The organism is Stenotrophomonas sp. NPDC077659, from assembly GCF_050268705.1.
In the GTDB taxonomy this organism is placed as follows: Bacteria; Pseudomonadota; Gammaproteobacteria; order Xanthomonadales; family Xanthomonadaceae; genus Stenotrophomonas.
Window position 1 is genome coordinate 1 of the sequence record NZ_JBNNHG010000121.1, and the last position, 11,898, is coordinate 11,898.

Below are 11,898 nucleotides of genomic sequence, written 5' to 3' on the forward strand. Positions count from 1 at the left end.
TCTTCATGTGGGGCTTCCTGACCTGCCTCAATGACATCCTGATCCCGCACCTGAACTCCCGGGTCAGGCGCTTACTCGTCGCCAGCGCTCTGGCGCTGCAGGATGGAGCTGAACTCTTCGGCGAAGGTCTCGAACCGCACCGACATGCGTTCCACGCGGGTGGTGAAGCGGTTGTAGGCCCACACCGCCGGGATGGCCACGAACAGGCCGATGGCGGTGGCGAACAGCGCTTCGGAGATACCCGGGGCAACGGCGGCGATACCGGCCTGGGCACCGCTGCTGATCATGTCGTGCATGGTCACCATGATGCCGAACACGGTACCGACCAGGCCCACGTACGGGGCGGTGGAGCCGATGTTGGCCAGCAGTTCGAGGTTGCGCTCGAGCTGGTCCACTTCGCGGGTGTAGGTGGTACGCATGGCGCGCTGGGCGCCTTCCAGCTGCGCGCGGCCATCCAGGCGGCGCTTGTCGCGCAGGCGGCTGTACTCGCGGAAACCGGCTTCGAAGATGGCTTCCAGGCCGCCGACATTGCGGCTGCGGTCGGTGGCCGAGCTGTACAGCTTGCCCAGGTCGGCACCGGACCAGAAGCGGTTCTCGAACTCGTCCGCTTCGCGGGTGGCCTGCTTGAACACGCGGGCCTTGCGGAAAATGATCACCCAGCTGACGAACGAGCCGACCAGCAGCAGCAACACGATGATCTTCACCGGCAGGCTGGCTTTGGCCATCAGTTCGAGGTAGTTGATGCCGCCGCCGGTGGTGGCCTGGGCAAGGGTCTGGGTCGCGGCGTTGCTGACATCGGCCGGCAGTGCCTCGGTGACCGTGGCCTGCAGGGCCAGGAGCGTTGCGATCATCCGTTGTTCCTCAAAGTTCGGATTCGGGGTGGAGGTGGGGTTGCAGCGCGGCAAGGACGATCTCGTCCATGCCGCGCGGGCGGAAACTGGCCGCGTCCAGTGCGGCGATGCGGACCTGGGCGGACAGCAGCAGTTCGCCGTCGCGCTCGACCCGCTGGTCGAAGACCATGCTGGCCTTCTTCAGCTGGACCAGGGTGGCGCTCACCTGCAGGGCGTCATCCAGCCGGGCCGGCTTGATGAAGTCCATCTGCATCGAACGCACCGCGAACACCATGCCGTGCTCGCTGCGCATGCGCTCCTGGCCGTAGCCCAGCGCGCGCATCCATTCGGTCCGGGCCCGTTCCATGAAGGCCACGTAGCGGGCGTGGTAGACCACCCCGCCAGCATCGGTATCTTCCCAGTAAATGCGTGTCGGCCAACTGAATCGGGGCTCAACCGACATCGGGAACCTCCGCGAACAGGTCCTGCGGCGGGTTCTTCGGCTTCAGGCCCATGTGCCGGTACGCCTTGTGGGTGGCCATGCGGCCGCGCGCGGTGCGCACCAGGAAGCCCTGCTGGATCAGGTAGGGCTCGACCACGTCTTCCAGCGTGCCGCGCTCTTCGGACAGGGCCGCGGCCAGCGATTCGATGCCCACCGGGCCGCCATCGAAGTAATCGACCATGGTCTTCAGCAGGCGCCGGTCAAGCTCATCGAAGCCTTCCGGGTCGACCTTGAGCATCTGCATGGCGGCCTGGGCGACGGCTTCGTCGATGTGGCCGCCGGCCTTGACCTGCGCATAGTCGCGCACGCGGCGCAGCAGCCGGTTGGCGATACGCGGGGTGCCGCGCGCACGGCGGGCGATCTCCCCTGCCCCATCGGCGGTGCAGTCGATGGCCAGGATGGCCGCCGACCGGCGCACGATGCGGGTCAGTTCCTCGACGCTGTAGAACTCCAGGCGCTGGACGATGCCGAAGCGGTCGCGCAGCGGCGCGGTCAACAGGCCGGCACGGGTGGTGGCGCCGATCAGGGTGAACGGCGGCAGGTCGATCTTGATCGAGCGGGCCGCCGGGCCCTCACCGATCATGATGTCGATCTGGAAGTCTTCCATCGCCGGGTACAGCACTTCCTCGACCACCGGCGACAGGCGGTGGATTTCATCGATGAAGAGCACGTCATGCGGCTGCAGGTTGGTCAGCAGCGCGGCCAGGTCACCGGCCTTTTCGATGACCGGGCCGGAGGTCACCCGCAGCGCCACGCCCAGTTCGTTGGCGATGACATGGCTGAGGGTGGTCTTGCCCAGGCCGGGCGGACCGAAGATGAGCACGTGGTCGAGCGCGTCGCCACGGGCCTTGGCCGCCTGGATGTAGATGTCCATCTGCTCGCGCACCGGCGCCTGGCCGAGGTAATCGGCAAGGCGCTTGGGGCGGATGCTGGCGTCGGCGGCGTCATCCTCGCGGGTGGCGCCGGCGCCGATGATGCGATCGTCGGTCATGTGCTGATTATGCGGCAAAAGTACGGGTTTCGGCCGGGCTGCGCCCGGCACCCGCCGAAGCCGGAGCAACGTCAAAGGCCGAAGCAAGAGCAGGCATCCGTGGGATGGCGGGGCAGTTCCGGTGGCAGGGGACGGCGCAAGTACGTCCCTGTAGCCTCGGTCGCGCCATCCATGGCGCTCACGCCCCCGCCACCGGACCCACCCCGCATTCGACAGTTTGCCGCAGTCTGTCGGAACGGCATTCTGCTTTGGTGGGTGCCGACCGTGGGTCGGCACGGGGTCGGATCTGGTAGGTGTCGACCTTGGTCGACACGGTAGATCCACGCCATGCGTGGATGGAACGGTGCAGCCGAGCGATGCCCAACTGCTGGCGCGGAACACTTCGGGAAGCCAAGCCCCCTTGTTGTTCAAGGGGGAATGCGTGCGGGGCCCACGGTTTGCGCAGCAAATCGTGGGGCGTAGCGCAGGTGGAGATTAAATCTCCACCTGCGCGCCGAGTTCTACCAGGCGGTTGCCCGGAATCCGGAAGAACCCCGTCGCCGGCGCGGCATTGCGGTGCATCAGCGCGAACAGCTTGTCGCGCCATATCGGCATGCCGCGGTTGGCGGTGGCGACGATGGTTTCGCGGCTGGCGAAGAAGGTGGTCTCCATCGGGTCGAAGTAGATGCCACCATGGTCGCACGAGCGCATCAGCGCCAGCGGTACGTCCGGGGTTTCCATGAAGCCGAAGCGCACGTAGACCCGGTAGAACTCGTCACCCACCGATTCGATCTTCAGCCGTTGCCCTTCCATGGCATACGGGATGGGCAGGGTTTCCACGTGCAGGAACACGTTGCGCTCGTGCAGCACCTTGTTGTGCTTGAGGTTGTGCATCAGCGCGTGCGGGGCCACGGTGGGGTCGGCAGTGAGGAACACCGCGGTGCCCGGCACGCGCACCGGCGGCGCCAGCATCAGGCCCGGCAGGAAGGTGTCGATGCGGATGCCGTCCTTGCGGATTTCATCGCGCAGCAGTTCGCGGCCACGGCGCCAGGTGCGCATCATGGTGAACAGGAAGATGCCCAGCACCACCGGGAACCACGCGCCCTGCAGCAGCTTGGCGCCGTTGGCGATGACAAAGCCCAGGTCGATGATGAAGAACACCACGCACAGCGGCAGGATCCAGGTGCGTGCCTTCGGCCACAGCGAGCGGGCCACCAGGGCCAGCAGCAGGGTGTCGATGAGCATGGTGGCCGACACCGAGATGCCGTAGGCCACGGCCAGGTTGGACGAGCTGCGGAACGCCAGCACCAGGCCGATGACCATCACCGCGATGCCCCAGTTGATGCCGGGGATGTAGATCTGGCCGATGGTGTCGTGCGAGGTGTGCTTGATGCGCATGCGCGGGATGTAGCCCAGCTGCATGGCCTGGCGCGAGACCGAGAACGCACCGGTGATGACCGACTGCGAGGCGATGACCGCGGCCATGGTGGCCAGGATGATCATCGGGTACAGCGCCCAGTCCGGCACCGCCTCGAAGAACGGGTTCTTAAGCGCCTCGGGGTGGTTGAGCACCAGCGCACCCTGCCCCAGGTAGTTCAGCACCAGGCACGGCAGCACGAAGAAGTACCAGGCATGGCGGATGGGCTTGGCACCAAAGTGGCCCATGTCCGCATACAGTGCTTCGCCACCGGTCACTGCCAGCACCACCGCGCCCAGAATGAAGATGCCGTGCCAGCCGTGTTCCATGAAGAAGCGGATGGCCCACCACGGGTTGAAGGCCTTCAGCACTTCCGGCGAATCGACGATGTTGTAGATGCCGATGGCGGCCAGCGAAATGAACCAGATCGAGGTGATCGGCCCGAACAGCTTGCCGATCTTCTCGGTGCCGAAGCGCTGCGCGGCAAACACCATCAGCAGCACCACCACGGTGATCGGCACGATGAAGGCATGCAGGCCGGGGGCGGCCACTTCCAGACCCTCCACCGCGCCCAGCACTGAAATGGCCGGGGTGATCACCCCATCGCCGAAGAACAGCGACGCACCGAAGATGCCCAGGATGCCGACCACGTAAGCCGAGCGTGAGCCATTGCGCAGCGTGCGCTGGGTCAGCGCCATCAGGGCCATGATGCCGCCCTCGCCGTCATTGTCGGCACGCATGATGATGGTCACGTACTTCAGGGTGACCACGATGTTCAGCGCCCAGAACGCCAGCGACAGCACGCCCAGCACGGTGTCGTGGTCGCTGTTGAGCCCGTAGTGCGGCGAGAACGCCTCCTTCAGGGTGTACAGGGGGCTGGTGCCGATGTCGCCGAAGACCACGCCGATCGCACCGATGATCAGCGCCAGTCCCCCGGCCGGGGGGGCGTGCCCATGGCCACCCGGAGTGGTGGCGTGCGGGGTTTGACTGCTGGACATGGGACTCCTGGCGACGCTCAGGCGATGGGGTCAGGGGAATAAACAGCGCGCGCTTCAGCGCAGCGCCGACTGCAGGGCCTTGCGGATGACCGTGGCCACTTCGTCGCCCTCATTGAAGGCGTCGCGGGCCATGCGCGCGGCTTCGGCTGGCTTGTAGCCCAACTGCTGCAGGGCCACGGTGGCATCGGACAGCGGATCGGCCGGGGCCGGGCCACTACCGGTGGGCAGCGCGCCACCGGCACCGAACTGGGCAGCACGGTCGCGCAGTTCCAGCACCATGCGCTCGGCAGTCTTCTTGCCGATGCCCGGGATGCGGGTCAGCGCAGTGATGTCACCGGCCTGGACCATGCGCGCGAACTCCTCGACGGTGACGCCGGACAGCACGGCCAGCGCGATCTTCGCGCCGATGCCGCTGACCTTCTGCACATCGCGGAACAGGCGGCGTTCGCCCTCGCGCAGGAAGCCGTACAGCGAGACGCTGTCCTCTTTCTGCGAATAATGGGTGTACAGGGTGACCTCGCGGCCGAGCTCGGGCAGGTCGTAGAAGGTGCTCATCGGCGCCTCCAGTTCGTAGCCCACTCCGTTCACGTCCACCACCAGCCACGGCGGCGCCTTGTAGGCGACGATGCCGCGCAGTCGACCGATCATTGCGTGCAGCTCCTCATTTGCGGCCCCACGCCAGGCGGGCACTGAGCCCCAGGCGGTTGGCCGTTGCCCTTACGTGGGCGTGGGTGATCGCCACCGCCAACGCGTCGGCCGCGTCGGCCTGCAGCTTGGTTTTCAGGTTGAGCATGAGCCCGACCATGTGTTGAACCTGTTGCTTTTCAGCGCCACCGCGCCCGACCACGGCCAGTTTGATCTCGCTGGCGGCGTATTCGTGCACCGGCAGGTCGCGCAGGACCACCGCCGAGATGGCCGCGCCGCGGGCCTGGCCCAGCTTCAGCGCCGAATCGGGGTTGCGGGCCATGAATACCTTTTCGATGGCCACTTCGTCCGGCTGGTACTCCCGGCACAGGTCGGCCAGGCCCAGCACCAGCAGCTTCATGCGCTGGGGGAAATCGTCGGCGCCCAGCAGCACCAGCGGCTGGTGGTGCACGTGGCTGACCCTGCCGGCGGCGTCGACATCAATGATGCCGACCCCGGTCCGCTGGGAACCGGGGTCGATGCCGAGGATGCGGGTCATGTGGCACTCCTGGCCGGGTGGAACGGGAAACGCTGGCAGGGCAATGGGCTCATGACTGTCCGCGGTGACCGTTCAACGGCCCGCGCCCAGGCCGTCGAAGACGGCTCAGGCGTAAGCGTCGGCGCCAAGTTCGGCGTTGGAATACACGTCCTGCACGTCGTCCAGGTCTTCCAGCATGTCCAGCAGCTTCTTCACCTGCAGGGCGACATCGCCCTCGACCTTGATGTCGTTGTCCGCGCGGAAGGTGATCTCGGCGTGGTCGGCGACATGGCCGGCCGCGGCCATTCCATCCTTGACCGCGTTGAATGCTTCCGGGCTGGTGACCACGTCGATCGCGCCGTCGTCCGGGTAGACCACGATGTCGTCGGCGCCGGCCTCGATGGCGGCTTCGGTGATGGCCTCTTCATCGGCACCGGCGGCGAAGTGCAGCACGCCCAGGCGCTTGAACATGAAGGCGACCGAGCCTTCGGTACCCATGTTGCCGCCGCACTTGCTGAACGCGTGGCGGACATCGGCCACGGTACGCACGCGGTTGTCGGTCAGGCAGTCGACGATGACGGCCACGCCACCCGGGGCGTAGCCCTCGTAGCGGATCTCCTCGTAATCGACGCCTTCCAGTTCACCGGTGGCCTTCTTGATGGCGCGCTCGATCACATCCTTGGACATGTTCACGCTCAAACCCTTGTCCATGGCAACGCGCAGGCGCGGGTTGTTGTTGGGGTCGCCTCCACCGCCGCGCGCGGCAACGCCGATCTCGCGGATGATCTTGGTGAAAATCTTGCCACGCTTCGCGTCGGACGCGTTCTTGCGGGCTTCGATGGAGGGGCCTCTACCCATGGGTGCTACCGTCTGGCTGCTTCAGGATCAAGGCGCGGATTCTACCTGATCGCGGGCGGCAACCGTGTCTAGGGCGCATTGTTGTAGAGCCGAGCCGATGCTCGGCCCAGCGGTGCCTGACCGAACAACAGCCGAGCGTGGGCTCGGCTCTACAAAACGGTCCCACCGCCAGGCCTTACGCGGCGGCGGCGTCGCGGCTGTGGTCGAACTGCCCGTGGCGCAGGAAATGCGCGGTCTGCCGGGCGGCGTCGGGCGACACCACCAGGCCACTGTGGCTGGTACGCACTACGCAGTGGTCAGCCAGCCCCGGCAGGCGGGTCTCGGCCAGCGCCACGGTGCCGTCGGATACGTCATCCAGCGCCCCCAGCAGGCTGCCCAGCCCACGCGGCACCGAGCCGGCGATCAGCCCAACCTCGGCCCTGCCCTGCCAGTCCGGCAGGCCGTCCAGCAGCAGCTCGCTGCTGCGGCCCAGGGCCAGGCCCCAGCCATGCTCGGACAACGAGCGCGCGGTGCCGCTGCCGCGCAGCGGCGAACCCAGGCAGACCACCCGCTGCACGTCCAGCTGCGGCTGGCGGCGCAGGGCCTCCAGCGCCAGCAGGCCGCCCAGGCTGTGGCCCACCAGCGACAGCGGACCGGCATCGGCCAGGCGCTCCAGCAGCTGTGGCACGGCGACATCGGGGCCACCGAACACCGAGGAATAACCGAAGGTATGCACCTGGAAACCACGGGCACGCAGGCGCCAGGCCAGTGGCCCGACCCAGGCACGGGCATTCCAGATGCCATGCAGCAGCAGTACGGGGGGAGTCATGCGTTACAGCCTGGCGTTCGGCGGGGCGGGACGTACGATGATTGAACCGAATCCACCGGCAAGCGCCGGTGAACGACCTCACGCCGAACGCGGAACCCGGCGCAGGATGAATTCCAGGTCGTTGGTTTCGCCCACCGGGAACAGGTACTCGCCGGCCTTTTCAAAGCCGTAGCGGGCGTAGAAACGCTGGGCACCGAAGTTTTCCGACCACACCCCCAACCACAGGGTGCGCGGGCCGTCCTGTTCCAGCCAGGCCAGTGCGGTTTCCAGCAGCCGGCTGCCCCAGCCACAACTCTGCTGGGTCTTGATCAGGTACAGACGCTTGAGCTCGCCGTCACCGGGCTTCACGTCCGGATGTGGCAGCCCGCAGGGCCCGGCGGCGGCATGGCCGACCGCCTCCCCGTCCAGCTCCAGCAGCCACACCGCGTAATCGGGGTGGGCCAGGATCGTACGTTGCCGCTCCACCGTGTAGGACTGCTCAAGGAAGTCCTGCAGGTGCTGCGGCGGGTACAGATGGCCGAAGGTCTCGGTGAACGTGCGGGCAGCCAGCGCCGACAGGGTCGGCGCGTCGTCCACGGTGGCGCGTCGGATGGAATACATGGGTCGAGTTGACGCCAGGGCGACGGTCGGGGTCAAGCCCGTTCCGACGACTCCTCCTGGCCTTCTTCTTCCTCGTCCTCTTCCTCGTATTCCTCTTCGTCCTCGTCCTCGCCTTCTGCTTCCTCGTCCTCGTCGTACTCTTCCTCTTCGTCGTCCTCGTAATCCTCGACGCCGAAGTCTTCACCGTCCCAGCGGCCTTCGCCGTCGGCGACGAAGGTCAGGGCCATCGCCGCCGGGTTGATTCCGACACGGACCAGCCAACCGCCGAAGACGCGTGCACGCTCGGTAACCAGGTTGGCATCAGAGCCTTCGTTGCCCAGCTTTTCCCACTCCAGCGAAAACGCAAACTCGGTCATTGCCTGGATCTCCTGATCAGTTGGTCTTGGGGCGAACCTGGATATGTACTTCGGCCAGCTGCGTGTCGATGATCGGCGACGGCGCATCGGTCATCAGATCCTGCGCACCGGTGGTCTTCGGGAACGGGATGACATCGCGGATCGACTCGGTGCCGGCCATCAGCGCGGCGATACGGTCGATGCCGAAGGCGATGCCACCGTGCGGCGGCGCGCCGTAATTCAGCGCATCCAGCAGGAAGCCGAACTTGGCACGGGCCTCTTCGGCACCGATGCCCAGCAGTTCGAACACCGCGCTCTGCATGTCCGGGCGGTGGATACGGATCGAGCCGCCGCCGATTTCATTGCCGTTGAGCACCATGTCATAACCACGCGACACGGCGGTACGGGCGTTGGCACGCAGGTCGGCGATGTCGTCCACGGCCGGCGCGGTGAAGGGGTGATGCAGGGCGACGTAGCGCTGTTCTTCCTCGTCCCATTCGAACATCGGGAAATCGGTGACCCACAGCGGGGCCCAGCCGTCGGCGACCAGGCCGAAGTCCTTGCCGGCCTTCAGGCGCAGGGCGCCCATGAAATCGGACACCTTGTTGTAGCCACCGGCACCGAAGAACACGATGTCGCCGTTGCCGGCGCCGACGTGGGCGACCAGGGCGGCGAACGATTCCTCGCTGAAGAACTTCTGGATCGGCGAGCTGACTTCGCCGTTGTCGGCAATCTTGATGTAGGCCAGGCCCTTGGCGCCGTACTTGGCGGCGTGTGCGGCGTATTCGTCGATCTGCTTGCGCGACAGGGTGGCACCGCCCGGGATGCGCAGCGCGGCCACGCGGCCTTCGGCGTCATTGGCCGGGCCGGTGAACACAGCGAACCCGCTGTCCTTGACCAGTTCGGCCACATCCACCAGTTCCAGCGCGATGCGCAGGTCGGGCTTGTCCGAACCGTAGCGACGCATCGCCTCGGCCCAGGTCATCCGCGGGAAGCTGGCGGCCAGCTCGACGCCGACCACTTCCTTGAAGATGGCGCGGATCATCGATTCGACGAAGTCCTGCACGTCGCGCTCGCGCACGAAGGCGAATTCCATGTCCAGCTGGGTGAATTCCAGCTGGCGGTCGGCACGCAGGGCCTCGTCGCGGAAACAGCGCGCGATCTGGTAGTAGCGGTCGAAGCCGGCCACCATCAGGATCTGCTTGAACAGCTGCGGGCTCTGCGGCAGGGCGTAGAACTCGCCCGGGTGCATGCGCGCCGGCACCAGGAAGTCGCGTGCGCCCTCCGGGGTGGCCTTGGTCAGGATGGGGGTTTCGATGTCCTGGAAGCCACGCTCGTCCAGGTGGCGGCGCAGGGCCTGCACCAGCTTGATGCGGGTGCGCTGCATGCGCTGCATTTCCGGGCGCCGCAGGTCCAGGTAGCGGTACTTCAGGCGGGTGTCTTCGCCCGGGTTCTCGTGGGCGTGGAACGGCAGCGGCGCGGCCTTGTTCAGCACGGTGATGGCAGTGGCGATCACTTCCACCTTGCCGGTGGCGATCTTGTCGTTCACCGCGTGGCGGGCGCGCACCACGCCTTCGACCTGCAGCACGTCCTCATAGCCCAGCGAGGCGGCCACGGCGAACACTTCGGCGTTGTCGACCTCCACGGTCACCTGCACGATGCCTTCATGATCCCGGAGATCGATGAAGCAGACGCCGCCCTGGTTACGGGCCACGTCGGTCCAGCCGGCGAGGGTGACAGTCTGGCCAATCAGGGTCTCATCGACCAGGCCGCAGAAGTGGGTACGCATGGGGGGAAAGCTCCGCTGGAGAACGCCGGCACCCGACGGGGGCCGGAAAGCTCCGTATTCTGCGGCCGAGGCCCCGGCCGGGGCAAATGCGGACAGTCACACGGGCTTTATCCGCCCCGTCCTTATAGTCGCGCACCACCCACCGTATCGGGTTCCGCCATGAAAACGCTGTCCCTGGCCAGCCTGGCCCTGACCTTGTCCGCAGGCACCCTTGCCGGGCTGAGCCTGCCCGCCGCCCCTGCCGCTGCGCAGAACGGCGTCATCCGCTGCGAGAGCCAGAACAACCGCGAGCGGGTCTGCAACACCGGCTGGCGCAGTGCACAGCTGGTGCGCCAGCTGTCCGGCTCGTCCTGCGTGGAGGGCCGCACCTGGGGCAGCCGCAACGGCAGCATCTGGGTGACCAGTGGCTGCCGGGCCGAATTCGTCGAGGGCCGCGGCGGCTGGGGCGGTGGCAATGGCGGCAACTGGGGCGGCGGCAGCGGTGCGACCATCCGCTGCGAGAGCCAGGACAACCGTGAGCGCAGCTGTCCGGTGAACTGGCGCGGGGCGACCCTGGTCCGGCAGATTTCCGGATCGGCCTGCGTGGAAGGCCAGACCTGGGGCGTGCGCAACGGCGCCATCTGGGTCAACCGCGGCTGTCGCGGCGAGTTCGCCGAGTCGCGTGGCGGCTGGGGCGGTGGCCACGGCGGCAACTGGGGCGGCGGCAACAGCAACTATTCGATCACCTGCAGCAGCAACGACAACCGCACCCAGAACTGCGACTGGGATGAACGCCAGGGCCGGCCGGTGCTGCAGCAGCAGCTGTCCGGCAGTGCCTGCCAGGAAGGCCGCAGCTGGGGCTATTCACGCGGCCGGGTGTGGGTGAGCAACGGATGCCGGGCCCGCTTCGGAACGCGTTGATGGGTAGCGCCGGGCCATGCCCGGCGAGCGCAGCGGCGCACGCTGAACCGCAGAAAAGCCGCCGGGCATGGCCCGGCGCTACCAGATAGACCCGTCAGGGTGCCGGTGAGGCCGGGTCGCCCCACGGGGCCGGCGGCAGTGCCACCGGCCTGCTGAGGTCGAACTCGACGCGGAAGCGGCGCCCTTCAGGCCGGGTCAACTCGTAGACGAAGCGCTGGTCCGGCTCGATTTCCATGGTCCATGTATTGAACGTGGAGGCCAGCATGCCGGCGCGGCGGAACATCGCCACCGAGTCAGCATCGGCCGGGAACTGCTGGCGTTCGGCGGTACCCGGTGGCGTGCTGTCGCCGCCGTACAGGGAAACTGCATCCGGGCTGCCATCGGCATGGCGGTGGTCATGCTTCAGCTTCAGGCCGTTCCCGGTGCGGGTGATGATCCAGGTCCGCGAATGGTCATCGCCGACATGGAACGGGATGCGCAGCTCATGCCCCGGATCCGCACAGCCGCGCACGTGCATCACCAGGCGCTGGCCTGCGAAGGGATCCTGGCCGGTGGGGGCCGGGGTGTCTTCCACCACCTTGCCTGCAAAGGCCTGGCCGCAATGGGCGGCGATGGCCGCCATGAACGCATCGGCCGGCGCGGTGGACAGATCATGGTTGATCGCGGGCGGCTGCTGCGAACAGGCGGCCAGGCTGCACAGCGCGGCGATGGATAGCAGTGGGGCACGTA

The 11,898-nt window shown here is 67.0% G+C and carries 13 protein-coding genes; 1 reads left to right on the plus strand and 12 read right to left on the minus strand.

The window, feature by feature from the left end; all coding sequences use genetic code 11:
* Window positions 1-71: 71 nt before the first annotated feature.
* From tolQ to aspS, 11 genes are all read right to left on the minus strand, one after another.
* Entirely contained in the window at window positions 72-851 is a 780-nt protein-coding gene (tolQ, locus tag ACQKDV_RS15010; RefSeq protein WP_079222896.1) for a protein TolQ, read from the minus strand.
* 10 nt (window positions 852-861) lie between these two features.
* Window positions 862-1,293, minus strand: a complete 432-nt coding sequence (ybgC, locus tag ACQKDV_RS15015; RefSeq protein WP_427784737.1) for a tol-pal system-associated acyl-CoA thioesterase — start codon at window positions 1,291-1,293, stop codon at window positions 862-864.
* Window positions 1,283-2,323, minus strand: a complete 1,041-nt coding sequence (ruvB, locus tag ACQKDV_RS15020; protein ID WP_427784738.1) for a Holliday junction branch migration DNA helicase RuvB — start codon at window positions 2,321-2,323, stop codon at window positions 1,283-1,285. The genes ybgC and ruvB overlap by 11 nt, the downstream gene beginning before the upstream one ends.
* 474 nt (window positions 2,324-2,797) lie before the next feature.
* Window positions 2,798-4,717: a potassium transporter Kup gene (locus ACQKDV_RS15025; protein ID WP_427784740.1), complete on the minus strand. Its 1,920-nt coding sequence runs from the start codon at window positions 4,715-4,717 to the stop codon at window positions 2,798-2,800.
* Window positions 4,718-4,771: 54 nt separating this feature from the next.
* Window positions 4,772-5,365 carry a Holliday junction branch migration protein RuvA gene (ruvA, locus tag ACQKDV_RS15030; RefSeq protein ID WP_005410756.1) on the minus strand — a complete coding sequence of 198 codons (594 nt, stop codon included), beginning with the start codon at window positions 5,363-5,365 and terminating at the stop codon, window positions 4,772-4,774.
* Between the two features lie 13 nt (window positions 5,366-5,378).
* Window positions 5,379-5,900: a crossover junction endodeoxyribonuclease RuvC gene (gene ruvC / locus ACQKDV_RS15035; protein WP_427784743.1), complete on the minus strand. Its 522-nt coding sequence runs from the start codon at window positions 5,898-5,900 to the stop codon at window positions 5,379-5,381.
* A 105-nt stretch (window positions 5,901-6,005) separates the two neighbouring features.
* Window positions 6,006-6,737 (minus strand): YebC/PmpR family DNA-binding transcriptional regulator, encoded by a 732-nt coding sequence (locus ACQKDV_RS15040; RefSeq protein WP_427784744.1) that lies wholly within the window; start codon window positions 6,735-6,737, stop codon window positions 6,006-6,008.
* 175 nt (window positions 6,738-6,912) lie between these two features.
* On the minus strand, window positions 6,913-7,545 hold the full coding sequence (locus ACQKDV_RS15045) for an esterase/lipase family protein (RefSeq protein ID WP_427784749.1): 633 nt from the start codon (window positions 7,543-7,545) through the stop codon (window positions 6,913-6,915).
* Window positions 7,546-7,623: 78 nt separating this feature from the next.
* The gene (locus ACQKDV_RS15050; protein WP_427784752.1) at window positions 7,624-8,145 is read right to left on the minus strand and encodes an N-acetyltransferase family protein; all 522 of its coding nucleotides are present in this window, start codon (window positions 8,143-8,145) and stop codon (window positions 7,624-7,626) included.
* 32 nt (window positions 8,146-8,177) lie between these two features.
* A complete protein-coding gene (locus ACQKDV_RS15055; protein ID WP_427784753.1) occupies window positions 8,178-8,501 on the minus strand; it encodes a DNA primase in 324 nt (107 codons plus the stop codon).
* A 16-nt stretch (window positions 8,502-8,517) separates the two neighbouring features.
* Window positions 8,518-10,269, minus strand: coding sequence for an aspartate--tRNA ligase (gene aspS / locus ACQKDV_RS15060; RefSeq protein ID WP_427784755.1), 1,752 nt, complete (start codon window positions 10,267-10,269; stop codon window positions 8,518-8,520).
* A 159-nt stretch (window positions 10,270-10,428) separates the two neighbouring features.
* Between aspS and ACQKDV_RS15065 the strand changes: the two genes are divergently transcribed.
* Entirely contained in the window at window positions 10,429-11,169 is a 741-nt protein-coding gene (locus tag ACQKDV_RS15065; RefSeq protein WP_427784757.1) for a DUF3011 domain-containing protein, read from the plus strand.
* 94 nt (window positions 11,170-11,263) lie between these two features.
* Here ACQKDV_RS15065 and ACQKDV_RS15070 read toward each other — a convergent pair whose 3' ends face one another.
* Window positions 11,264-11,887: a hypothetical protein gene (locus ACQKDV_RS15070; RefSeq protein ID WP_427784758.1), complete on the minus strand. Its 624-nt coding sequence runs from the start codon at window positions 11,885-11,887 to the stop codon at window positions 11,264-11,266.
* Between the last annotated feature and the right edge of the window lie 11 nt (window positions 11,888-11,898).

Excerpts from the sequence above, each read along its gene's own strand:
- tolQ (WP_079222896.1), bottom strand. The coding sequence starts at position 851 with ATGATCGCAACGCTCCTGGCCCTGCAGGCCACGGTCACCGAGGCACTG.
- ybgC (WP_427784737.1), bottom strand. The coding sequence starts at position 1,293 with ATGTCGGTTGAGCCCCGATTCAGTTGGCCGACACGCATTTACTGGGAA.
- ruvB (WP_427784738.1), bottom strand. The coding sequence starts at position 2,323 with ATGACCGACGATCGCATCATCGGCGCCGGCGCCACCCGCGAGGATGAC.
- ACQKDV_RS15025 (WP_427784740.1), bottom strand. The coding sequence starts at position 4,717 with ATGTCCAGCAGTCAAACCCCGCACGCCACCACTCCGGGTGGCCATGGG.
- ruvA (WP_005410756.1), bottom strand. The coding sequence starts at position 5,365 with ATGATCGGTCGACTGCGCGGCATCGTCGCCTACAAGGCGCCGCCGTGG.
- ruvC (WP_427784743.1), bottom strand. The coding sequence starts at position 5,900 with ATGACCCGCATCCTCGGCATCGACCCCGGTTCCCAGCGGACCGGGGTC.
- ACQKDV_RS15040 (WP_427784744.1), bottom strand. The coding sequence starts at position 6,737 with ATGGGTAGAGGCCCCTCCATCGAAGCCCGCAAGAACGCGTCCGACGCG.
- ACQKDV_RS15045 (WP_427784749.1), bottom strand. The coding sequence starts at position 7,545 with ATGACTCCCCCCGTACTGCTGCTGCATGGCATCTGGAATGCCCGTGCC.
- ACQKDV_RS15050 (WP_427784752.1), bottom strand. The coding sequence starts at position 8,145 with ATGTATTCCATCCGACGCGCCACCGTGGACGACGCGCCGACCCTGTCG.
- ACQKDV_RS15055 (WP_427784753.1), bottom strand. The coding sequence starts at position 8,501 with ATGACCGAGTTTGCGTTTTCGCTGGAGTGGGAAAAGCTGGGCAACGAA.
- aspS (WP_427784755.1), bottom strand. The coding sequence starts at position 10,269 with ATGCGTACCCACTTCTGCGGCCTGGTCGATGAGACCCTGATTGGCCAG.
- ACQKDV_RS15065 (WP_427784757.1), top strand. The coding sequence starts at position 10,429 with ATGAAAACGCTGTCCCTGGCCAGCCTGGCCCTGACCTTGTCCGCAGGC.